At 70.0% G+C, this 22,820-nt stretch carries 19 protein-coding genes; 6 read left to right on the forward strand and 13 right to left on the reverse strand.

Annotated elements, in window-relative coordinates; genetic code table 11:
- Positions 1-9: 9 nt before the first annotated feature.
- Genes HNR67_RS32330 through HNR67_RS32350 form a run of 5 tightly spaced genes read right to left on the reverse strand, consistent with a single transcriptional unit; the run spans position 10 to position 7,189 of the window.
- Positions 10-2,136 (reverse strand): glycoside hydrolase family 27 protein, encoded by a 2,127-nt coding sequence (locus HNR67_RS32330; protein WP_185005993.1) that lies wholly within the window; start codon positions 2,134-2,136, stop codon positions 10-12.
- On the reverse strand, positions 2,133-4,190 hold the full coding sequence (locus HNR67_RS32335) for an alpha-galactosidase (RefSeq protein ID WP_185005995.1): 2,058 nt from the start codon (positions 4,188-4,190) through the stop codon (positions 2,133-2,135). The genes HNR67_RS32330 and HNR67_RS32335 overlap by 4 nt, the downstream gene beginning before the upstream one ends.
- On the reverse strand, positions 4,187-5,014 hold the full coding sequence (locus tag HNR67_RS45175; RefSeq protein WP_221490134.1) for a carbohydrate ABC transporter permease: 828 nt from the start codon (positions 5,012-5,014) through the stop codon (positions 4,187-4,189). The genes HNR67_RS32335 and HNR67_RS45175 overlap by 4 nt, the downstream gene beginning before the upstream one ends.
- Entirely contained in the window at positions 5,011-5,910 is a 900-nt protein-coding gene (locus HNR67_RS32345; RefSeq protein ID WP_185005998.1) for a carbohydrate ABC transporter permease, read from the reverse strand. The genes HNR67_RS45175 and HNR67_RS32345 overlap by 4 nt, the downstream gene beginning before the upstream one ends.
- A 1-nt stretch (position 5,911) precedes the next feature.
- Positions 5,912-7,189, reverse strand: a complete 1,278-nt coding sequence (locus HNR67_RS32350) for an ABC transporter substrate-binding protein (RefSeq protein ID WP_185005999.1) — start codon at positions 7,187-7,189, stop codon at positions 5,912-5,914.
- A gap of 128 nt (positions 7,190-7,317) precedes the next feature.
- Here HNR67_RS32350 and HNR67_RS32355 point away from each other — a divergent pair, with 128 nt between their 5' ends.
- Together HNR67_RS32355 and HNR67_RS32360 are read left to right on the forward strand one after the other, a co-directional pair.
- Positions 7,318-8,022, forward strand: coding sequence for a FadR/GntR family transcriptional regulator (locus tag HNR67_RS32355; RefSeq protein ID WP_185006001.1), 705 nt, complete (start codon positions 7,318-7,320; stop codon positions 8,020-8,022).
- Between the two features lie 251 nt (positions 8,023-8,273).
- The gene (locus HNR67_RS32360) at positions 8,274-9,314 is read left to right on the forward strand and encodes a S1 family peptidase (protein ID WP_312988501.1); all 1,041 of its coding nucleotides are present in this window, start codon (positions 8,274-8,276) and stop codon (positions 9,312-9,314) included.
- 129 nt (positions 9,315-9,443) lie between these two features.
- Here HNR67_RS32360 and HNR67_RS32365 read toward each other — a convergent pair whose 3' ends face one another.
- Both HNR67_RS32365 and HNR67_RS32370 read right to left on the reverse strand, forming a co-directional pair.
- Complete coding sequence (locus tag HNR67_RS32365) at positions 9,444-9,875, reverse strand: alpha/beta hydrolase (protein WP_185006006.1); 432 nt, start codon at positions 9,873-9,875, stop codon at positions 9,444-9,446.
- Between the two features lie 12 nt (positions 9,876-9,887).
- Positions 9,888-10,310 (reverse strand): alpha/beta fold hydrolase, encoded by a 423-nt coding sequence (locus HNR67_RS32370; protein ID WP_185006008.1) that lies wholly within the window; start codon positions 10,308-10,310, stop codon positions 9,888-9,890.
- Between the two features lie 303 nt (positions 10,311-10,613).
- On the opposite strand from HNR67_RS32370, the gene HNR67_RS32375 reads away from it, so the two are divergent.
- Both HNR67_RS32375 and HNR67_RS32380 read left to right on the forward strand, forming a co-directional pair.
- Positions 10,614-13,733, forward strand: a complete 3,120-nt coding sequence (locus HNR67_RS32375) for a S8 family peptidase (RefSeq protein WP_185006011.1) — start codon at positions 10,614-10,616, stop codon at positions 13,731-13,733.
- Positions 13,734-13,912: 179 nt separating this feature from the next.
- On the forward strand, positions 13,913-15,901 hold the full coding sequence (locus tag HNR67_RS32380; RefSeq protein ID WP_185006013.1) for a right-handed parallel beta-helix repeat-containing protein: 1,989 nt from the start codon (positions 13,913-13,915) through the stop codon (positions 15,899-15,901).
- 1 nt (position 15,902) lies between these two features.
- Here the strand turns inward: HNR67_RS32380 and HNR67_RS32385 are convergent, their stop codons facing one another.
- Positions 15,903-16,271, reverse strand: a complete 369-nt coding sequence (locus HNR67_RS32385; RefSeq protein WP_185006015.1) for a VOC family protein — start codon at positions 16,269-16,271, stop codon at positions 15,903-15,905.
- Between the two features lie 75 nt (positions 16,272-16,346).
- On the opposite strand from HNR67_RS32385, the gene HNR67_RS45180 reads away from it, so the two are divergent.
- On the forward strand, positions 16,347-16,796 hold the full coding sequence (locus HNR67_RS45180) for a MarR family winged helix-turn-helix transcriptional regulator (protein WP_185006017.1): 450 nt from the start codon (positions 16,347-16,349) through the stop codon (positions 16,794-16,796).
- Here the strand turns inward: HNR67_RS45180 and HNR67_RS32395 are convergent.
- From HNR67_RS32395 to HNR67_RS32415, 5 genes are all read right to left on the reverse strand, one after another.
- Positions 16,788-17,900, reverse strand: coding sequence for an oxygenase MpaB family protein (locus tag HNR67_RS32395; protein WP_185006019.1), 1,113 nt, complete (start codon positions 17,898-17,900; stop codon positions 16,788-16,790). The genes HNR67_RS45180 and HNR67_RS32395 overlap by 9 nt on opposite strands.
- 72 nt (positions 17,901-17,972) lie before the next feature.
- Complete coding sequence (locus HNR67_RS32400; protein WP_246493733.1) at positions 17,973-18,605, reverse strand: GOLPH3/VPS74 family protein; 633 nt, start codon at positions 18,603-18,605, stop codon at positions 17,973-17,975.
- A gap of 25 nt (positions 18,606-18,630) precedes the next feature.
- Complete coding sequence (locus HNR67_RS32405; RefSeq protein WP_185006023.1) at positions 18,631-19,266, reverse strand: GOLPH3/VPS74 family protein; 636 nt, start codon at positions 19,264-19,266, stop codon at positions 18,631-18,633.
- Positions 19,263-20,159 carry a class I SAM-dependent methyltransferase gene (locus HNR67_RS32410; RefSeq protein WP_185006025.1) on the reverse strand — a complete coding sequence of 299 codons (897 nt, stop codon included), beginning with the start codon at positions 20,157-20,159 and terminating at the stop codon, positions 19,263-19,265. Before HNR67_RS32410 ends, HNR67_RS32405 begins: the two co-directional genes overlap by 4 nt.
- Positions 20,156-21,997, reverse strand: coding sequence for an ABC transporter ATP-binding protein (locus tag HNR67_RS32415; RefSeq protein WP_185006027.1), 1,842 nt, complete (start codon positions 21,995-21,997; stop codon positions 20,156-20,158). The genes HNR67_RS32410 and HNR67_RS32415 overlap by 4 nt, the downstream gene beginning before the upstream one ends.
- A 359-nt stretch (positions 21,998-22,356) precedes the next feature.
- Here HNR67_RS32415 and HNR67_RS32420 point away from each other — a divergent pair, with 359 nt between their 5' ends.
- Positions 22,357-22,548: a hypothetical protein gene (locus HNR67_RS32420; RefSeq protein ID WP_185006029.1), complete on the forward strand. Its 192-nt coding sequence runs from the start codon at positions 22,357-22,359 to the stop codon at positions 22,546-22,548.
- Positions 22,549-22,820: the final 272 nt, after the last annotated feature.

Raw genomic sequence — 22,820 nt, forward strand, 5'->3', positions numbered from 1 at the left:
ACTCCCCTTTCAGAGCCTGGACTGGGACACGCGGTTGTCCGGTCCGCGGTGCACCAGCCAGGCCGAGCCGTTCGCGCCAGGTGCGGCGCCGACCGCGCCGACGACGGTGTTGCTGGCGAACTCGGTTCGCTTGAACCAGCCGCCCCAGTTGCCGTCGGTCCGGTTGACCTGCCACAGCGTGTAGTCGCCTGCCCTGGCGAACAGGTAGATCCTGTCCTGTGTGGACAGTAGCGTCGGACTGCCGCTGATCACGCCACCCAGGCCGGTCCACGCGCCCCAGTTGCCCGCGGTGTCGCGCTGGCGGACCCAGACCGCGTCCTCGGCGGTGCGCACCGCGACGAAGGTGCCGTCGGAGACCACGGCCGCGCCGGGGCGGCCGTAGGTGGGCTTGTCACCGGGGGAACCGATGGTGCTCCAGGCGGAGTCGGCGGTGCGGGTCCAGATCCTGCCGTCCTCGCCGCGGCCGAACAGGCTCCAGTTGTCCGGGCCGGTGAAGGCCACGCTGGGCGAGTCGGTGAGGCTGCCGCCCAGGCGCTGCCACGGTCCCCACACCCCCGCGCGGGAGGTGCGGCGGTAGGCGGCGTTGTCCAGGCCGCGCACGAACACGTCGATCCGGTTGCCCGCGCTGGCGTGGGCGGCCGGCTGGCCGAGGATCCGGCCGCCGGTGGGGCCGCCGAGCGGAGTCCAGCGCTGGGACCACTTGTCACCGGTGCGGAGCTGCTGTTCCAGGACACCGTGTTCGTTGCGCTGGAAGGCGACCGCGGTGGCGTCGTCGAAGCGGACCAGGGCCGGGCTGGCCGAGGACGCGCCGCCGAGGGATTCGCCGGGGGCCAGTTCCGCGCCACGCAGTTTGAGCATGGCGGTGCCGTGCGCGGGCACGGTGGCGGTGTAGGAGCCGGTGGCCTTGCCGCGGTCGGCGCGGGCGCGCAGATCGCGGACGGCGACCTCGCCCTGGAGTCCGGCGTCGGCGAACTTCACCGTGATCTCGGCGGGCTGGTCTCCCCGGTTGAGCAGGACGACCGAGCGCTCACCGGCGCGGGAGAGCACCTTGCTGTAGATGTCGGTGCTGCCGTTGTTGCCGATCCGCACGCCCTGGATGCCGCGGCGGTCCTGGTTGACCGCGAGGATCTCCGGGTTGCGCAGGGTGCGGATCATCGACTCGGGCAGGGTGCGCGGGTCGGAGCCGATGATCAGCGGCGAGGCCATCTGGGACCACATCACGAACTGGGTGGTGGACTCCTCCTCGTTGAGTTCGAGGGTGCCCTTCTCGGTGCGGCGCATCGGAATCAGGTAGTCCGGGTCGTTGAAGTGACCGGGCCCGCCGGCCTCCGGGTGCGCGGCGTTGTCGTCCATGTTGCGCAGCATGTCCCGCCAGATCCCCTCATACGGCGTGCCGAAGGCGACGTCGGTTGAGGAGCGCCAGGAGTCGGCGACGGTGGGGCCGAAGCTGTAGGAGATGCCTGCCACCTGGTCCGGGCCGTGTGGCACGCTCCAGGCGTCGGTGACCGGGTTGCACAGGTTGAGCAGCATCGGCCGCCCTGCCTTGCGCACCGCGGCGGAGAACTCGGCGAAGGCCTTGGCGGGCTTCATGTTCTGGTTGATGCCGCAGAGGAAGTCGATTTTGATCGCGTCGAACTTCCAGCGGGCGAACTGCTTGGTGTCGCGTTCGTAGAAGCCGCCGCTGCCCACACCGCAGTTCTTGCCGTCCCAGGCGCCCGCGTCGGTGTAGATCCCGGCCTTGAAGCCCTTGCGGTGCAGGTCTTCCACCAGCTGGTCGAAGCCGTTGGGGAACTTGACCGGGTCGATCACCAGGTCGCCTGCCGCGTTGCGGGCCTGCGGCGCGGTCCAGCCGCCGTCAATCCAGATGATCTTGTATCCGGCCTCGCGCAGGCCGCTGGCGGCCATGTGGTCGGCGACCCCGCGGATGCTGGCCTCGGTGGGCGCGCCGGTGCCGTAGTAGGTGTTCCAGCCCATGTACGGGGTGTCGGCCAGGCCGCTGTCGTAGTACTCGGGCGCGCCCTGGTCGACCGTGGCACTGGCGTGCGCGGCCTCCTCGGTCGACGCGGCGGCGGGCAGCGTCGCGGCGAGCATGGCCAGTGCGGCCAGTGCCGTGCCGCGCCGTAACAGGGTTCTCATGGCAGGGTCACCTCTCGTCGTTGGTGGGTGTCCAGCACGGTGACGGCGGCGTCGTCGGCCGGGGTCCAGTCGAAGGGGAGCCCGGCGTGCAGCAGGTGCGCGCCCGAGTACCGGGCACCGGTGTTTCTGTCCACATAGGACGCTGCGGGGTTGAGCCCACGCAGGCGGACGCGGGCGGAGCGGCCGGGCACCAGGGGCGCGCCGTCCAGGCGGCCGGTGTTCCAGGCCAGTACGACCACGGTGTCCCCGGCGGTGTACTGCACGGCCTCGGTGTCCCGGTCGGCACGCGGCCGGTGCACCACGCCGGTGTGGACGAGCTGGCGGATCTCCTTGTACCGCGCGATGAGTTCGGTGGCTTCGGCACGTTGTCCGGCCGTCCACCTACCGAGGTCCGCGCCGATGCCGAGCACTCCGGCCATGGCGGTGACGAAGCGGAACCTGAGCGAGCGCGGGCGCGGGTCGAATATTCCGGGAGCGTCGGTGACCCAGGAGCTGAGCAGGTGCGGGGCGTGCGCGAGCAGGAAACCGTCCTGAATGGACAGTCTGTCCAGTGGCCCGGTGTTGTCGCTGGGCCAGAGCACATCGGTGCGCGCGATGGTGGCCAGGTCGGTGCGCGCGCCGCCCCCGGCGCAGGCCTCGATGGTGACGTGCGGGTAGGTGGTACGCAGGTGGTCGAGCAGGCGGTGGTAGTTGGCCACGTGCGCCGCGTCCAGGTCGGCGGCCGGGCCGCCGCGTTCGGTGGGCGGGCGGTTCATGTCCCACTTGAGGTAGCTGATCGGGTACTCGTCGAGCAGCTTGCCGAGGGTGTCCCGGAGGTACTGGTAGACGTCCTCGCGGCCGAGGTCGAGCAGGAGCTGGTTGCGGATCAGGGTGGCCGGGCGGCCGTCGATCCGGTAGACCCAGTCCGGGTGTTCGGCGTAGAGCTTCGACTTGGGGCTGACTGATTCCGGTTCCACCCACAGCCCGAAGTCCAGGCCCAGCGCCCGGATCTGGTGGACGAACGCGCTGAATCCGTCCGGGAAGGCGGATTCGTCGGGGGTCCAGTCGCCGAGGCCGCCGGTGTCGTCGTGGCGGCCGGTGAACCAGCCGTCGTCCACCACGAACAACTCGGCCCCGAGGTCGGCGGCGACCTTGGCCAGCGCCAGTTGACCCGGCCCGTCGACGTCGAATCCGGTGGCCTCCCAAGAGTTGTAGAGCACCTGGCGGGTACGTGGCCGAGACAGGCTGCGGTCGTAGGCGTGCCAGACCCTGGAGAGCCCGTCCAGACCGTCCACACTGGACGCCAGCGCGAGTTCCGGGGTCGACAGCCGTTGACCGGGCGCGAGTCGGACCGGGCCGGGGTGCGGGAGCCGTCCGGCGTGCACCCGGGTCCACCCGGCCGGTTCGATCTCCGCCTCCAGTTGCCAGGACCCGGACCAGGCAAGGGAAATCCCCCAGGCCGGGCCGTCGGGTTCGGCGGCGTCCTGCACGGCGAGCCAGGGCACGGCCGCGTGTCCGGGTACGCCGAAGCGGCTGTGCAGGCCGAAGCGCCCGGCGGGCAGGATCAGTTCGCGGCGCTGGAACTCCTGGGACCACTGGCCGGTCAGGTAGGTCAGCCGGGCGCCGGCGGATCCGGTCGGGATGCAGACTCCGGCCGAGTCCAGGCGGGTGAGTTCGAGGTCCGCCTGGCCGGTGTTGGTGAACTCGACCCAGCGCAGCAGCACGTCCTGGCCGGGCACCGCCTGGTAGCACAGCTCGGCCCACAGCCCGGACAGTTCGTCGGCGAAGGTCAGCCGCAGGGTGTCCGAAGTGGACTCTGACTCGACCAGGGACCACCAGGTCTCCCCCGCCACCTCCAGGTCCGCGCCGCCGAAGGCCCGCAGCCCGCGCGGCGCGTACTCGATCGGCGCGGCGTCGGCCTCGGTGATGAAGTGCACCTCACCGTTGTTGCGCAACGGCGACGGGCCGTCCTCGATGCCGTGCGGACCCCAGGAATGCAGTTCCGCCCAGCGTCCATCGGGAGCCAGCGCGACCGTGTAGGAGGTCGTCGCCAGCCGGAGTGTCCAGGTCGTCATTTCACCGCGCCGATCGCCAGTCCGGAGATGAAGTGCTTCTGGAAGCGCAGGAACACCGCCACGGTCGGGATGGCCGCCAGCACCGACCCGGCCGCGATCACGTTCCAGGTCGACACGTACTGCCCCTGCAGGCCGAGCAGCGCGGGCGTCACCGGCATCACCGTGCCGGAGCGCAGCACCGTGATCGCCCACAGCAGGTCGTTGAACACCCAGGTGAAGGCCAGTGCGCTCAACGCGGCCAGCGCCGGTCGGGCCAGCGGCAGGATGACCGACCAGAAGATCCGGATCGGCCCGGCCCCGTCGATCACCGCGGCCTGCTGGATCTCGTTCGGGATCGCGCGCAGGAATCCTTGCAGCACAAAGGTGTAGAAGCCCAGGCCGAACCCGACCTGCACGATGACCAGCGCGGTCAGCGTGTCGTAGATGCCCAGCACCTCGGTCAGTTTGGCCACCGGCACCAACAGGATTTGCGGCGGCAACAGGTTCCCGGCCAGCATCACCAGGAGGATGCTGCGCCGGAACGGGATCTCGTAGCGGCTCAGCGCGAAGGCCGCCGCCGCGCTCAGCGCCAGGGACAGCAGCACGGTCGGCACGGTGACCAGCAGGCTGTTCAGCATCGCGCCGCCCACCCCGCCCTCGCCCCAGGCCTGCGCGAAGGGTTCGAGGGTGAACGAGCCGGGCAGGCTGCCCAGGCCGTTGCTCGCCACGTCGTCGAAGGTGCGGATGCTGGTGAGCAGCACCAGCGCGATCGGCAGCAGCCACAGCACGGACAGCGTGCCCGCGCCCGCGTGGAAGAGGAATGTTCTTACCCGGTTGGAGATCACGACTCCTCCTCGCGCAGCACCCGGACCAGGTAGGTGACGATCACGCCGAAGGCCAGCAGGAAGATCACCACAGCCAGCGCGGAGGCGTAGCCGAGCCGCAGGGTCTGGAAGGCGGTGCTGTACATGTAGGTGCTGAGCAGTTCCGACGAGTGGTAGGGCCCGCCCTTGGTCATCGACCACACCACGTCGAAGGAACGCAGTGAGTCGATCACGATCACGGACAGGATCACCGAGTTGACCGGGCGCAGCTGCGGCCAGGTGACGTAGCGGAACTGCTGCCACGGACTGGCCCCGTCCAGCTTGGCCGCCTCGTACAGTGCCGGGTCGATCCCCTTGAGTCCGGCCAGGTACAGCACCATCACGTACCCGAGCTGCCGCCACAGCGCCGGGGCGAGCAGCGCGTAGAGCGCGGTGTCCGGGTCGGCCAGCCAGGACCGCTGCCAGTCGCCGAGGCCGACGGTGTCCAGCAGGGAGTTGACCAGGCCGTCCGGCTGGTACAGGCCCTGCCAGATCAGCGAGGTGGCGACCAGGGAGAACACCACCGGGGTGAACAGGGCGGCGCGGTAGAAGCCGACGCCCTTGCGTTCCCGTTGCAGCAGCATGGCCAGGGCCAGTCCGCCCGCCGCGGAGATCCCGCCGAAGAGCACCAGCCAGATCGCGGTGTTGGCGAAGGCGGTGCCGAAGGTGGGGTCGGAGAACAGTTCGGCGTAGTTGTCGAACCCGGCCCAGGTCGGTGGCGAGACGCCGTCCCAGGAGGTCAGGGACAGGTAGAACCCTTGCAGCGCGGGCCAGAACACCCAGAACGCCTCGACCGCGAACGGCACGAACACGAACAGCAGCAGGATCGGTGGCAGCCGGTGTCGGCGCCGGCGCGCCGGTGCGGCGAGGGCGGTCATCTCAGGAGTTCCACACCTTCTGCGCGGCGGCCTGCCACTCGGTGAGGATGGAGCTGATCTCGTTGGGGCGCTGGATGAACCGGATCAGCGCGGTGTCCGCGGTGGGCTGCAAGGCGTCGCTGGAGTCGCGGTTGAAGAACTGGGTCAGCTCCTTGGCGTCCTGCAACATCTTGCGGCCCTTGAGCACCAGTGGGGTGCCACTGTCCTTTGCGGACGGATGGGTGGGCAGGATGGTGCCGGAGGAGTTGCGGATGTACAGCTCCTGGGCGGGCGCGGTGGCCGCGTACTTGAGGAACTCCTTGGTGGCGGCCAGGTGCGGGGTGCGGGAGCTGGCGAAGAAGCCGTCGGTGGGGGCTTCCTCGGCCACCGGCACGGCCGGGTCCAGGATCGGGAACTGGAAGAAGTCGATGTCTTCCAGTGCTTCCTTGGGCGCGGCGTCGGCGAAGAAGGTGCCGATCAGCATCATCCCGGTGCGGCCCTGCAGCAGCGAGGTGGTGGCGTCCTGGAACGGGATCGCGGTGCCGCGCGGGTCGAAGTGCGGCAGCACGGTCTTCCAGGTCTCCAGGACCTTGGCCACCTTGGGATCGTCGAAACGGCCCTTGCCCGCCAGCAGGTCGCGGTGGAACGGGGCGCCGTTGATCCGGATGTTGAGGTAGTCGAACCAGGCCGAGGAGGTCCACTGGGTACCGCCGCCGGCGCCCAGTCCGATCGGCTCGATCCCCTTGCCGCGCAAGGTCTCGCACAGCGCGAGGAACTCACTCCAGGTGCTCGGCGGCGTCACGCCCCATTTGGCGAAGTTGCTCTTGCGGTAGAAGAAGCCCCACCAGTAGTAGGTGGTGGGCACGAAGACCAGCTTGCCGGTGCCGTCACCGCTGAGTGTGCGGAAGGCCGGGCTGTAGTCCCCCATGCCCTGCCACACGTCGCCCACGTCGAGCAACAGGCCCTTGCGCGCGTATCCGGCCAGGATCGAGCCGGGGTACCAGGTGTAGGTGTCCGGCGGGGTGGCCGAGGTGAGGTAGCTGGGCAGCTGGGTGCGGAAGGTCTCCGAGGCGACCGTGTTCACCGCCGCCTTGGCCGCGCCCTGCTCGCCGAAGCCCTTGGCCAGGGCCTCGATCGCGGCCTTGGCCGCTGGCGCGGACAGGTTGGACTGGATGCTCACCGCACCCGCGGTCTGCTGCACGGCGCCGCTGGAGGCCGAGGTGGCGCAGCCGCCGAGCACCGCGGCGCCGCCGAGGGCGCCCATTCCGAGCAGGAAGTTCCGCCGACTGACCTCGATCATTGCCTGCACCTCGTTGTGGGGACGGTGGCCGGGGTCACAGGCTCGCAAGCCACGCTTCCACTGTCAAGATTAATTCGTAATTTACGAGCAATCGCCCGTCCGTGACGTCAGCTCGTTACGCTGCGGGTATGACCACGCACCGGCCTCGCGGCGTGCACGGCCAGACCGTCGAGGTGCTGGCCAGCCGCATCCTGTCCAGTGAGCTGGCCGAGGGCGAGACCCTGGACCTGCCCGCGTTGCGCGCGGAACTGGACGTGAGCCTGACCGCGCTGCGGGAGGCGCTGAAGGTGCTCACCGCCAAGGGGATGATCGACGCGCGGCAGAAGCGCGGCACCTTCGTGCAGCCGCGCAGTTCGTGGAACATGCTGGACACCGACGTGATGCGCTGGCAGACCGCGACCACCGCGGCCGCCGACCTGTTCGACGAGCTGACCGAGGTCCGCGCGGTGGTCGAACCCGCCGCCGCCCGGATGGCCGCCGGCCGCGCCAACCCGATCGAGGTCGAGACACTGGCCGCCGCACTGGAGCGGATGGCCGCGGCCGGCGCGGACACCGAGGAGATGGTGGCCGCCGACCTGGAGTTCCACCGGGCGCTGTTGTCGGCCACGCACAACAACTTCCTGGTGCAGATCGAGCGGGTGATCGCGATCGGCCTGGCCGCCAGGGACCGCCTGGTGCACGGCGCGGACCCGGCCGACGATCCGGTGCCGAGTCACCGCGCGGTCTACGAGGCGATCCGGGACGGCGATCCGGCCGCGGCCGAGGCGGCCATGCGGGCCCTGGTGGACAAGTCCAGCGCCGACCTGAACCGCGTCAAACGCCCGATCACCTAATTCACGTCAAATTTGATCGCGCTACCCAGGGAAATCCGCGAACACCGCCACGATGTCGACCGCTCCGCCCGCACGGATCACCCGTCCGAGCGAAGAATTCGCCACTTTCCCCGAACATCGCCGCAGGTCAGCTACTCAAACAGCCGCTACCAGCGCTTACCCGGACTGCCGTACCGTCGAGAGATCCGTTCTCCCGCACGCATTCTCCGGAGGCTCTCGTGCGCCGCCTTTCGCTGTCCGCATTCACAGTCGTGACGTTATTCGCCGCCGCATTCACCCCGCCCGCGACGGCCGCGACCACCCTGACCGAATCCGCCGGACCGGTCGCCCTGGAATCCGCCCGGACCGCACTGCGCACCGCACTCGGCGGCGACTTCGCCGGATCCTGGCTGGACCTGGGCACCGGCAAGCTCGTCGTCGGCATCACCGCCGCAGGCCGCTCCACCCAGGTCCGCGCGGCGGGCGCGATCCCGAAGACCGTGCGGCACAGCGAGTCCCGACTACGCCAGTTACAGTCCACATTAGACAGTCGAGCGGCGAGCGCCCCCGCCTCGGTCGCCGGCTGGCACGTCGACCTCCCGGCCAACCAGTTGGCGGTCAGCCTGGTCGGCGACGATCCCGCCGGACTGGCCTGGATCCAGGGCAGCGGCGTGCCCGGCCTCCGGGTCGACCGGGTGGCCGCCGCACCCCGGCTACTCTGGGATGTCATTGGCGGACAAGCACTCCTGTTCGCCGGGCACCGCTGTTCGGTGGGGTTCAACGCCTCCAACGACGACGCCGACTTCGTGCTCACCGCCGGGCACTGCACCGAGGGCGGCGGCACGGTACGCGGCCCCGGCGGGACCATCGGCACGGTGAGCCGGACCTCCTTCCCCAGCAACGACTACGGCACCATCCGGGTACGCGAGAACGACGCGCGGATCACGCCAAGGGTGGACCGCTACAGCGAGGGCTCGGACGTGCGGGTCGAGGGCAGCGCGGTGGTCGGGATCAACGGCCGGGTCTGCCGCTCGGGTTCCACCACCGGCTGGCACTGCGGCCGGGTGCAGGCCACCGACCAGACCGTCAACTACGGCAACGGCAACATCGTGCACGGCCTGACCAGGACCGACGCCTGTGGCGAGCCCGGTGACTCCGGCGGCTCCTTCGTCAGCCGCCCCGAATCCGGCCGGGTGCAGGCCCAAGGATTGCTCTCCGGCGGCTCCGGCAACTGCCGACAGGGCGGCACCACCTTCTTCCAGCCGGTCCGCGAGGTGCTCAACCGCTACGGCCTGACCCTGGAAACCGACTGACCCGGGAGTCAGAATCCGGGCAGCCTGGCCGTGAACGCGATGCCGTCAAGAACCCCGGACACCGCGAGGTCGTTGACGTAGCGGACCTGGTCGAGGGTGATGTCCTTGGCGTCTCTGGGAAAAGTCAGCTCACCCCGGCGGAGAGCAGTCAGCTTCGCGGGGGTGCTGCTGCCCGGTGGCATCGCGTACGGTGGCTACGGCCGCGGCCAGAACCGTGCGCTGCCGCGGGGTCAGCCTGGCGGTCACCGCGGGCGGGATGTCCTTGGCCGGCAACGGGAACCGGCCGAGTGCCTGGTAGGTGGCCGACCGACAGCCCCGGCCCTCTGGGCGGGCGGAGTCGTTGAGGAACCCGCCGCGAGGAAACCGGTCCGCCACCAGCTTTCCGTTGACAGGCGGGGTGTTCACGTCCAGGCCGCCGCCGGTCACCAGGACCGGGATGGCCCCGTGGTCGGCGGCGACCGGCGGGCTCTGCCGGGGCGTCGGCCAGTGCGGGCAGAGTTCGTGCGGGGCGCCGAACCGTCCGTGCGCCTCGGCCGCGGTGTAACGGGAGCCGGCTGTCATCGCAGACATAGGTCAGGCACGCGGTGAGACGGTGCCGTAGGAGTTGCCGAACAGGGTCACCTTGGGCACGCCGAGCGCGGCGCGGACCGCGTCGTGATCCCGGACGGCCTGGTCCGTGGTGAAGAACTGCGCGCGAGCGCCGAGTTTCGCCGCACAGGGCGCGACGGTCTCCGGTTCGTTGACCCGGATTCCCTCGCAGGACAACGCGGTGTGCCGGTCGAAGCCGCGGAGTTCGACCATGAGCAGGTTCTGCTGGTCGAGCACCGGTCCCAGCCCCGCGATGATGGTCTCGGCCGTGGGCAACGCCTCGACCGGGCCACCCATGTTGACCAGGACCGTGCCGGTGCACACCTCGGTCGCGGTGGCACAGGGATGGTCACTGGCGGCGGCGACCGCGCTGGTGGCGGCGAGCAACAGCGAGGTTGTCGCCAGCACGGCGCCCAGCCTCGGCAACAGTCCTGGTTTTTCCGCACAACGCGAACGTATCGCCGGCGGAATCCGCCTGACCTCAGTGATGTCCCCCGGTCAACCCGGAGAACGCACCCTGCCGACCACCCACCCGGATCACCACTCTCCGTGATAGCGCTCTCACCTTTATGGCGCAACATGTTCGGCGCGGACCGGATGACCTCCGCACGGGTCTTGTCCGCCGTCGACACCGGCCGCTAGGTTCCGGCAAACCCTGCCCACCTGGAGGTACCTGTGCGCCGTCGGCGTGGTGGCATTGTTCTCGCGGCTTTGATAGCGCTTTCCGGACTTCCGGCGCCAGCCCAGGCCGCGCCGCGACCGTTGGACCCCGCGGGCGCGGTCACCCTGATCACCGGCGACAAGGTCGTCCCCGGCGCCAACGGCGGCGCTGGTCAGCTGATCCCCGCGCCCGGCAGGGAGCGGCAGACCTTCACCAGCTACCAGTCCCAGGGCCGCACCTACGTGATTCCAGCGGACGCGATGCCGTTACTGGCCGACAAGGTCATCGACCAGCGGCTCTTCGACCTCGCCGAGCTGCGCGCCTACCGCGGCACGCTCCCGCTCATCGTCAAGTACGCCAACGCGGACCGGCCCCTCGCGCGGGTGGCGGGCGCGCTCGACCTGCCCAGCATCAACGCCACCGCGGTCAAGGTCGACCCCGCCGCGTTCTGGCGTGACCTGACCGGCCAGGCGCTGAAGTCCAGTGGTATCGCCAAGATCTGGCTGGACGGACAGCGTCAGGCCACCCTCGACCACAGCGTCGCGCAGATCGGCGCGCCCACCGCCTGGGCGGCCGGGTACACCGGCACCGGCGTGACCGTGGCGGTGCTGGACACCGGGGTGGACAACACGCACCCGGACCTGGCCGACCGCGAGGTGGGCGGCAAGAACTTCTCCGGCTCGCCCGACGCGCTGGACCACTACGGCCACGGCACCCACGTGGCCTCCACCATCGCGGGCACCGGCGCGAAGTCCGGCGGCAAGTACCGCGGGGTCGCCCCGGACGCCCGGCTGCTGGACGTGAAAGTGCTGGCGGACAACGGGTCCGGCGCGGACTCGGGGATCATCGCCGGTATGCAGTGGGCCGCGGAACAGGGCGCGGACATCGTCAACATGAGCCTCGGCGGCTTCGACACCCCCGACCTCGACCCGCTCGAAGAGGCGGTGAACACGTTGTCCGCCAAGCACGGCACGCTGTTCGTGATCGCCGCGGGCAACGCCGGACCACGCGCGGGCACCATCCACTCGCCGGGCAGCGCGGACGCGGCGCTGACCGTCGGCGCGGTGGACCGCGACAACAAGATCGCCGAGTTCTCCTCCCGCGGCCCGCGCAAGGGCGGCGGGATGATCAAGCCGGACCTCACCGCGCCCGGCGTGGACATCGTGGCGGCCCGGCACGCCGACGGCAAGATCGGCGAGCCGGTCGGCGATGGTTACACCAGGCTGTCCGGCACCTCGATGGCGACTCCGCACGTGGCCGGTGCGGCTGCTTTGCTTGCCCAGCAACACCCTGGCCTGACCGGTGACCAGCTGAAGGCAGTGCTCACCGGCGCGAGCGCGCCGACCGCGGGGCTGACCCCGTTCGAGCAAGGCGCGGGCCGGGTGGACTCGGCGAAGGTGCTCAGGCAGACCGTCACCAGCAAGCCGACCAGCCTGAGCCTTGGCGGCAACCGGTGGCCGCACATCGGCAAACCCGCGGTCACCAAGGAGATCGGCTACGCCAACAGCGGCAGCACACCGGTGACGCTCGAGCTGAAGATGGACACCACCGGCGGCGTGTTCAGCGTGTCCCCCACCCAGGTCGTCGTGCCCGCGGGCGGAACCGCTGCCGCCACAGTCAAAGCGGAGGTGAGCAAGGCTCCCGACGGCGGCAAGTTCGGTGGCGCGGTGCTCGCCACCGGCGGTGGGATGTCGGTGCGCACGGCGGTCGAGATCGACCTCGAGGTCGAGAGCTACGACGTGACCATCGCCGCGCAGGACCGCACCGGTGCCGCACCGGGCTTCGCCAACGCCTTCCTGGTCAACGTGGACAACGGCGAGGCCGTGTTCCCCGGCAGCTTCAGCAATGGCAAGCTGGTCCAGCGCCTGGCGGCCGGGCGGTACCTGCTCTCCGGTTCGGTGAGCACCAGCGAGCCGTACGCGCACGACGTGCTCAACGCGCCGAACCTGCGGATCACCGGACCGGCCACGATCAACCTCGACGCCCGCACCACCAAACCACTCGACCTCAAGCTGCCCGAGGCGGATCCGCGGTTGTCCTTGCTGCAGATCGGTTTCGAGCGCCTCGCCGGGCCACACCGGTACACCATCAGCAGTTTCTCCCGCGGTGGTGACGTGCGCGACGTCGGCTTCGCCCAGGTCGGCCCGGACGCCCCGGCAGGCGAGGTCACCGGCGGACTGCACACCAACTGGACCACGCCGGCCGGGCTGTACGGCCTGGCCTGGTACCGCAAGGGCGGTGTCCACACCGGACTGTCCAAGGTGGTCACACCAGCCGATCTGGCCACGGTGCGGGTGAACCTCGGCCCGGTCACCGGCCAGTCCTACGTCGGCCTGACCTCCGCCCCGCACAACGCCCGCGCCGACTGGGGCTGGGGTGCGCTGACCACGGTGAAACCCGGTGTGTACACCGAGTTCTACGGCGGTGACAACGCCGACTGGTCCCGCCGGCTGAGCCTGCCCGGTGAGAACCACCAGTCCTTCACCGGTGCGGTGAAGTCCTACACTCCGGGCCGGACCTACCCGGAATCCTTGTACCGCGGCGTTTTCGGCCCCGCGCTGCCGGACACCCGGGACGACCTGTGGGTGCAGCAACGCGGTGACCTCATGGTGGTGGCCCTGCCGCTGTTCAGCGACGGCGCGGGCAACGCGGGCTTCTCCGCCACCAGCTCCGCCACCACCAAGCTGTACCGCGACGGCCAACTCCTCGGCCAGACCGAGGACGCCGGGGTCGGCCGGTTCGTGCTCCCGGCCGGACGGGCGAGCTACCGGGTGACCACCGAGGCCACCCGCACCGGCCACAGCCAGGCCACCAAGGTCAGCGGCAGCTGGACCTTCCAGGGCGACCGCACCCCCGGCGTCACCCAGCACCCGGTCTCCGCCGTCCGCTTCACCCCGTCACTGGACGATGCCGGGAGTGCCCCCAGGGGACTGTTCGCGCTGCCCGTCTCGGTGGAGAACCAGGCGGGCACCACCTCCCGGCAACGCCTACAGACCGTCCAGGTCTCCTACGACCAGGGCGGCACCTGGAAGACCGCGCCGGTGCTCGGCGGCCGCGCCCTGCTCTACCACCCGGACAACGCCAAGTCCGTGTCGCTGCGGGCCACCGCCGCGGACCACGCGGGCAACTCCGTCGACCAGACGATCATCGACGCCTACCTGCTGCGTTAGCCGGGTCCGGGTGGGGCGCGCGCTCCGGCGCCCCACCCGGCAACCGGAGTAGCACCGATTGCGCGCCGGTCAAGCGAGGTCGGCAAAACCTGCCCCATCGGGATCAGATTCGGACCGGATCCGCGGCCGCGCGGGCATCATCTCGTTGTCTGAACGTGTTGTCCCGAGGGGGGATTGTCGTGAACCAGTCGTTGCCGTCCAGGCGGGCCGCGCTAACCGGCCTGGCCGCGTTGTCCGCGACCGCGCTGACCGGCGCCGGGGTGGCCGCGGCCGCGCCGGCGGCCGATCCGGTGCCGACCCGCGTGGTCGACCTGGGCGCCATCGGGGTCGACCGCGACGGCGGCGGTGACCCGGTGGAGAACGCCAGACTGATCCAGCTGGCACTGGACAAGCTGACCGACAACAGCGTGCTGCTCATCCCGGCAGGCACTTACTCGATCGCGCCCAAGCCAGGGGTCTGGCATGCCGCGCCGATCCTGGCGATCCCGCCCTGCCGCAACCTGATCGTGCGCGGCGAGGGCCCGGCCTCGGTGCTCAAGGTCGCCGACCCGCCAGCCGAGGACAAGCCCTACATCTACGGCGCGGTACTGGGTTTCGCCAAGGGCCCGGTGGTGCCGGACCTGGTGTGCTTCACCAACTTCACCATCGACCACAACTGCGGGAAGAACAAGCCGCCGGTGGAGATCGAGTCCAACGGCAAGATGGTCCCGGTGCTGGTCAGTTCGATCTCCAGTTACGCCTACACGCCGACGTTCGGCCGGATCACCGTGCGGCACCTGACCGTGCACCGCGCCGACGCCAGGGTGTCGCTGTACTTCCCCGGCCAGGCCGACTCGGGCAGTGTCGCGGTGCACGACTGCCTGTGGACCGAGGCGAGCCACCGCACCGGGGTGGCCGAGGACGACCACTCCTTCATCAACGCCACCTGCACCTCGCTCACCGTGCTGCACAACAGGTTCCACGGCGTGTCCTGGGAGAAGGCGCCGCGCACCGCGATCGAGACGCACGCCTCCAACACCGTGGTGCAGGGCAACCTGATCGAGAAGTTCCAGATCGGGATCAACATCACCGGCAACGCCAGGCACGGCGGCACCACCTACCGGCATCTCTGCCAGGACAACCTGATCGAGACCAGCCGGGACGGCATCCTGATCTGGTCGCACCGCTACGGCACGCACCAGACCGCCAACGGTTTCGAGGACATGACCATCTCCGGCAACCACGTCACGCTGCGGCCGGAGAAGTACGTCGGCGCGGTGGCCAGTGGCAAGGGCATGCGTGGCATCGGCGTGTTCGCGGTGAAGAAGGGCGGTGAGGGCGAGAAGCCCCCGCCCAGCATCGGTTTCCGCAACCTGGTGGTGGCAGGCAACACCATCCGCTACCCGACGGAGTACGTGGTCCTGGACTACGTGTACCTGACCGAGCTGGAGCGGCGGGCAGGCGCGCTGTCCTTCGCCTTCCTCGGCACCACCGCCGCGGACGCGGTCTACGACAACGTGCGGATCACCGGCAACACCGTCTACGACTGCGCGTTCTCCGGGCTCTACATCGAGGGCGGGCGCTGGCGCGGACTCCAGGTGGACAACAACACCTTCGTCGACTGCGCGCACTCCGGCTCCGGGCGGCGCCAGCCCGCCTACAACAACAAGGTGCTGCGCATCTCGGTGCAGCTGCTCGGCGACTGCGTGGTCTCCGGCAACACCTTCCACACCAACCCCGCGCCCCAGCACTTCCGCAACCGGATCAACGGCTACCTCCAGGTCGAGCACACCGGCCCGGAGCGGCACCGCTTCCTGGTCTCCGGCAACGTGATCGCCATCGATCCGGCCTTCATCCCCAGCGAGGTCACCGAATACCTGCACATCGCCGGGGCGAACACCCAGTGGTCCTTCGACGGCTCGGTGCCCAGGGCCAGCGTGCCGATCACCAACAACGCCCCCGGCGGCACCGGATCCCGGATCCGGGTGGACCAGTCCGAGATCACCGCCACCCGGACCGCGAGTGGCTGGCAGCAACAGGGTTCAGGCACTTCGGCGCCGACCGGCGGCGGGTTCCTGCCCGGCGATGTGTGGGTGAACACCGCGATCTCGGCGGAGAATCCGGTGCACTCCTGGGTGTGCGTGACCGGCGGCAACGTGCCGGTGTGGCGGGAGCTGCGGCTGTCCTGAGTCAGGGCACCGCGGTGAAGAACTCGTAGGAGTGGCCGTCGGGGTCGCGCACGTAGACCCCGCGGCCACCACCGAGGCTGTTGGTCCGCCGGTCCCAGCCGTGCTCCACCCCGGAGCCGTAGTCGACCGACCGGTCGGTGGCGAGCACGGCGAGCAGGGCGTCGAACCGGGCCTCGTCGAGCAGGAAGGCGTAGTGCCCGGCGGCCACGGGCTGGTCGTCGGCGAAGTCCAGGGTCAGCCCGGCGTTGACCCGCAGCGCCGCGAACGGTCCGGCCGCGACGGGTTCGCCGCCGATGAGCCGGGCCAGGAAACGGGATCCGGCCCAGCGGTCGGCGACCGGGATGATCAGGTGGTTCAGCGTGATGGTCATGGTCCCGCAGCATATGCGTGCGAATCGCACACAACAAGGGTGCGATTCGCACATGTCTAGGATAGGTTGACAGGCATGACGTGCTCCGACGGCGGCGGTCCGGCGTTGTTCCGGCTGGTGCGGTTCTGGTCCCGGCGCTGGGCCGGGCTGGCCGCGGGCGAACAGCGCCAGGTCCAGCACGTGCACACCCTGGAAGCCGTGCACAGTGCGGTGACCGGCGGGGTGGAGCCGAGCGTCGGCGAGGTCGCGCACCGGCTGGGCCTGGACCACTCCGGCGCCAGCCGCCTGGTCCGGGACGCCACCGCCGCGGGTTACCTGGCCCGCGCCGAGTCCGAAGTGGACAGACGAAGGACGGTGCCGCGGCTCACCGAGTCCGGGCAGGAACTGCTGACCGGCGCGCTGGACTGGCAGCGGGCGGCCTTCGGCGAGCTGACCGAGGACTGGCCGGAGGCGGACCGGCAGCGCTTCGCCGGCTACCTCCAGCGCCTGGCCGAACAGGTGGACGGCCCGCAGCGCTCAGCCTGACCCCGCGCCCCACTTCTCCCGCAACTCCGCCGGAATCGTCAACGAGGTCGACTGCCCGTCGGTCAGCTGCCGCACGTTCACACTCAGCAGCAACCTGGCCGCGCGATCCAGCACCCGCCGGGCCACCTCGCTCTCGTCCTCGGCCCGTTCCAGCCGCCGCATCACCCGCACCCCGAACCCGACCACCCGGCCCCAGCCGCGCTGCTTGGGCACCCGCAGCCAGTCCGCGACCTCCGGGTTCACCACCTGCCGGACCATCGCGGGCACCACCCCGTCAAAAGCCTTGCCCGGCATGAGTTTCCGGTACAACTCGATCAGCGACGCGGTCAGCTCGACGCCCTCGGCGGAGGGCCCGTAACTCGCCTCGACCAGGGTGGCGTTGAGCTGTTCGGCCTCGGCCAGCGTCTCCGGCATGGCCTCGGTGCGGATGCCCAGCAGGTGCCCGGCGACCCGCCACACGTGGTAGTAGTCCTCGGCCTCCTGCTCGGTCACCGAGATGCCGATCCGGCGCATGCCGATGATCACCTGCACGGAGAAGATGAGCAGTGCGCCGAGCAGGTCCTGCTGGCAGATCGGCACCCCGTCGCGCTCGTGGTCCCATTCCGGCGAGCGGGCGATGAAGTAGCGGACCGCGGCGTGGATCAGCCGGGTCTTCTGGATCACCGGCACGAACGAGCCGCCGCTGGTGAACGGCTTGGGCGCCATCATGCTCAGCACGAACTGCGCGGTCTCGGACAGCCTGCGGTGCGGCTGGTTGAGCCGATGGGTCAGGGTCAGCACCTTGGACGGGCGCGGCTGGGCGTAGCAGTTGACCATGGCGCCGAAGGAGAGCACCGAGGCCACGTGCATGCCGTCGTCGAGGAAGAACTCCTGCGCGCGGCTCACCCTGGTGAGGTCGGTCCACGGCGGCGGGTTGTCAGTGGCGATGAGGAACTCGCGCACCAGTGGCGGCAGGTGTTCCGGGATGGGCTCGTCGTTGGCGCGCAACTCGGCGAGCAGGGTGTTCACCCGGCTGATCTCGCCGGTGGCCACCAGCTCGGCGATGACCGCGTCGGCAGGCGGATCACCCTGGTACTTGAGGGCTTCGAGCGCGCGTTCGTCCACGCCCTGATCCTCACCCGGCGCCCGCGCGGCCGAAGCCGCCGTTCGAGCGCCGCCGCCGTTCCGATCGAGTGATCAGATCGGCGGGATGATGCCCTCCGGCACGCCCTGCACACCCAGATCGATCACAACACCGGCGACCGGGTACCGCTCCCAGAGCTTCTCCGCGATCTGCTTGGCCGTCTTGCTGCGCCCGGCGACGATCTTGACCAGCGCGGCCGCCGACAGCAGCCCGACGATCAGCTCATCCTGCTCGGCCGGGTCCTCCGCACCGAAGAGCACCGCCTTGATGTCGGCGTGGATCTTGTTGCGGCGCGCGGTGTCCACCAGGTGCCAGGTGGTGTTGGTGAAGACCAGCCGGCGCCGCTCGGTACGCGATTCCAGCGCACCCTCGGCGACCAGCCGCCCCAGCACCCGGTCCTTCTGCCCGGTCGACAGCCGCGCGATGGCCTCCTTGATCACCGACCCCTTGTGCTCCTCCAGGGTGGCCAGCGCCTCGTTCAGCGCGGGCACGCCGGTGTCGGAGTCGTCGCTGACGAAGAGCCGGTTGTCGTCACCGAACAACTCCAGCCGTTCCAGCTGGGCCAGCTCGATCAGCAGCGCGACCGCGAACAGCCCGTCCAGCGACCGCCGGGTGGCGAACTGGCCGTCTTCGGTGAGCAGGAGCAGCGCGAAGTCGTCGACCAGCGCGGACGGGGCGTCGTTCATAGGCACGCCCGCATCCTATGACGTCCTAAATCATCGGGATGACACCCTCGCCGGAGCCCTGGAACGCCTGCTCGGCGAACACCGCCAGCTCCGGGTTCCGCGCCCACAGCTTCTCCGTCAGCGACTCGGCCCGCTCGGCGTGTTCCGGCTGGTCAGAGACCACATCCAGCAGGTCGCCCGCGTGCAGGAAGGCGAGCAGGAGTTCGGTGCGGTGATCGGGTTCGGCGGCGGCGGCCAGCGCGGCGTACAGCCGGGCGCGGATGGCGTGCCGGGTGTCGGTCTCGGTCGGCGGCCACACCGTGGTGGTGAACAGCAGCCGCCTGCGCTGCTTCTCCGCCCGGACCAGACCGGTCGCGGCCAGTCGCGTCATCACCCGATCGAGGAGGCCGACCGCGAGCAGGCCCAGGGCGTCGCGGACGATCGAGCCCTCGGCCTCGGCCAGCCGGGCGAGGGTGTCGTTGAGCAGGTTGTCGCTGGTCTGGGTGGTGTCCTTGACGAAGAGGCGGTGTTCCTCGTCGAAGAGTTCCAGCCGGTCCAGGTCGGCCAGCTCGAAGATCAGGGCGGCGGCGAACAGGCCCTCGGCGGAGCGTCTGGGGTTGAAGCCGCCGGTGTCCTCGAGCAGCAGCAGGGCCAGGTCCTCGGCCAGTGTCCGGTTCGTCAAACTCGGCTCCCCAGTTCGGCGGCCACGAAGCGCAACCGCATGTGGTCCAGTTCCCCGGATCCGGTGAACGCGGTCGGGTCCATCCCGGTCTGCTCGGCCAGCAACGCGCCAGGGTGCAGCAGTTCGCCGACGGCGGGCCGGAAGCCGTGCGCGGCGAGTTCGGCGTCGAGGTCCTCGGCGGTGAGCATGGCGAGCACGTTGTGCGAGAGGAAGCGGTCGGTGGTGCCGTCCTGGCCGATCCGCTCGGCGTAGAAGTTCGCGGTCTGCCTGCCCTCGGCGGCACTGCGCCGGGTCCCGGCCAGCACGAACCCGCCGGCACCGGTGGGGCCGAGCGGGATGACGTCGTGTTCCTCGCGGTGTTCCTCCGGTCCGGTCGGGCCGGGCAGGTGGTCGAAGACCAGGGTGCCGCCGGGGTTCAGGTGCCGGGCGGCGGTGGCGAACAGCCGGGACCGGTCGGCCGGGTCGAGGAAGGTGGACACGGACAGTCCGCTGAGCAGCACGTGGTCGAACCGGCGGCCCAGGTCCAGGGTGAGCACGTCGGCCTCGGCGAACGTGCAGCGGGCGGCGACCTCGGCGGACAGCCTGGCGCGGCGGCGTTCGGCGCGGGCGAGCATGGCAGGCGCGTTGTCCAGACCGGTGACGGTGTGGCCCGCGGTGGCCAGCACCGTGCTGAGCCTGCCGGTGCCACAGCACAGATCGAGCACCCGCTTCGGGTCCGGGCCGACCCGGCGGGCCAGCCAGGTCAGGTCGGCGGTGAAGTTCTCCGCCATGCCGCCGTAGAAGTCGGCGAAGAAGCCCTCGTACAGGTCCACCACCCGCATCCCGGGCAGCGGCAGCATCCGCAGCGTGGCGAACGGGCCGAAGAACGGTTCGGCACGGGCCGGGGCGCTCACTTCGCGGCTCCGGTGAGCAGCTGGGTGGCGGCGAGTTCGCGGTACAGGTCATCACTGTCCACAAGGGACTGATGTGAGCCGGTGGCGCGGACCTGACCCTGTTCCAGCACCACGATCTGGTCCGCCTCGGTGATGGTGGACAGGCGATGCGCGATCAGCAGCACGGTGCACTGCTCGGCCGCGCTGGCGATGGTGGCGCGCAAGGCCTGTTCGTTGCGTGAGTCGAGCTGGCCGGTGGCCTCGTCCAGCAGCAGCACGTCCGGGCGGCGCAGCAGCGCGCGGGCGATGGCCAGCCGCTGCCGTTCCCCGCCGGAGAGGGTGACGCCGCGGGAGCCGACCGAGGTGTCCAGGCCCTGCGGCAATCCGGCCACGAACTCGGTGAGCCGGGTGGCGTGCAACACCTCCTCGATCTCGGCGTCGGTGGCCTCGGGCGCGGAGTAGAGCAGGTTCTGCCGCACGGTGCCGGACAGCGTGGTGGCGTCCTGTTCGACGTAGGCCAGCCTGCGCCGCACCTCGCCGCGGGGCAGGGTGGCGATGTCCACGTCGTCCAGCCGGATCTCGCCCTGCTCCGGCTCGTAGAAGCGTTGCAGCAGACCGAAAAGCGTGGTCTTGCCCGCTCCGGACGGGCCGACCAGCGCGGTCTGCGCGCGGGCGCGGGCGGTGAAGGAGACGCCGGTCAGCGCGGGTGAGCGGTCGGCGTACTGGAAGTGCACGCCGCGCACGGTCACCGTCGGCGGGGTGCGCGGGGCCGGGGCGGTGTCCAGGTCGACATCGTCCTCGGCGGGGATGTGCTGCACCTCCTCGATCCGGCCGATCGCGCCCAAACCCGTTTGCAGGGTGGAAAAACCGCTGATCAACGACACGATCGGATCGGAGAGGTAGAACAGGTAGAGCAGGAAGGCGATCAGCGCGGACAGCGAGAGCGAACCGGCCGCGACGAACATGCCGCCAACGCCCAGCACCGCCAGGAAGGCCAGCTGCACCGAGACCCCGGAGATCATGCTGACCACCGCGGTGTACTTGGCGCTGGTCAGTCCGGCCTCGTACGCGCTGTCCACGGCGGCGTTGGCCTGCGCGGTCTCCCGCGCCTCCGCACCGTTGGCCTTGACCAGCCGGGCCGCGCCCAGGATGCGTTCCAGGGCGGCGCCGACCGCGCCCACCGACTCCTGCGCGCGGGCCACCGAGGTCCGGATCTTGGGCAGTACCACCATCAGCAGCAGGCCGACCACCACCAGCACGCCTAGGGTGATCAGCAGCAGGCCCAGGTGCAGGGTGGCCATCAGCACCACCGCGGCGACCAGGGTGAGCGCGCCGCTGACGATCATGACCAGGCCGTCGGTGGCCGCGCTCTGCAACAGGGTGCTGTCCGAGGTGACCCTGGCGGAGAGATCACCCGGCTGCCGGGAGTCCAACTCGGCCACCTTGACCCGGATCAGCCGGTGCACCAGGCCGCGGCGGACCTGCCGGATCACCCGCTGCGAGGTGCGTTGCTGCAACCAGGCGTTCAGCCCGGTCACCGCCATGCCGCCGATGAGCAGGCCTAGCAACAACAACACCGGGCCGAGCACGCCGCCGCCGGTGGTCAGACCGTCCAATGTGGACCTGGCGACCAGCGGCTGGGCCAGGCCTGCCGCGCTGGCGAGCAGGGACAGCAGCAGCGTGACCACCAGCACTCCGCGGTGCGGCCGCGCGTATCGCAGCAGCGTGCGGAAGGCGCCGGGTTCCGGTTTGGGTGGTGCGAACTGGGCGTAGAGCGCGGCCTGCGCCTCCGCCGCGGACAGCGTGCCCGGTGGGTCTTCGAGTGCGGTCGCGGCGGTGACGCCGGTACGGGTAGCCATAGGTCAGTCCCCAGATATCGCGTGGCCGGCGTGGCGGCATGGTGACCCGCGGGCAACGCCGGAAATTTCCCCAGTTGCCCGCACCGTACCGCAGATCCGCGACGAGTGGCCATTCTCTGGCAGTCGATGGAGGGAAACCGCCATTGACCTCAGCGTCAAATGCGAAAACGGATGTTTCGGTTGCAACCGCCTTCTGGACCATGCTAGGAAGGTGTTGCTCATTCCAACTGGGGGAACGAGTGCAGGTCTGAACTGGGGGCACGATCCTGACGTATCCGCTGGATACGGCGCATTCGCTGGGCTTTGCCCACCGCCAACGGACCTGCTCATCCCCCGTGTACCAGGTATAGGGGAATTCAATGCAGAACATGCAGGAGCGCGACCTGTTCACCGGCTACGCGGCCTACACCACGGCCGAGGAGCTGAGCCTGACCGAGCACGACACCGCGGAGGCCGGCATCACGCCTGCCACCCCGGCGATCACCCCGGCCACGCCGTCCAGCATCCCGTGCGTGCAGGGCACCATCCTGACCATTCGCTTCATGTGCTGATGGTTCGAATGGTTTGACGCTCATTTCACCCGAACCACATAACGTGAGGTGAGTGCAGGAATAGGGGATTTGAAAGAAACCCCGAAGAACGGCTGATACAAGTCACTCTTTCGAGTGAGTTGTGCGGTCGGCGGGCTGCGCTGACCAGCGTGGAAACACAGTCTCTGGCCGAGCTGATAGCTGGTCAGCGCAGTCCGACCGCCCACCCTACTGACGTGCGCTCAGGCGAGCAACCAATCCTGGGGGAACGGTGTCTACGTCATCGCCACTCG

The organism is Crossiella cryophila, from assembly GCF_014204915.1.
Lineage (GTDB): Bacteria > Actinomycetota > Actinomycetes > Mycobacteriales > Pseudonocardiaceae > Crossiella > Crossiella cryophila.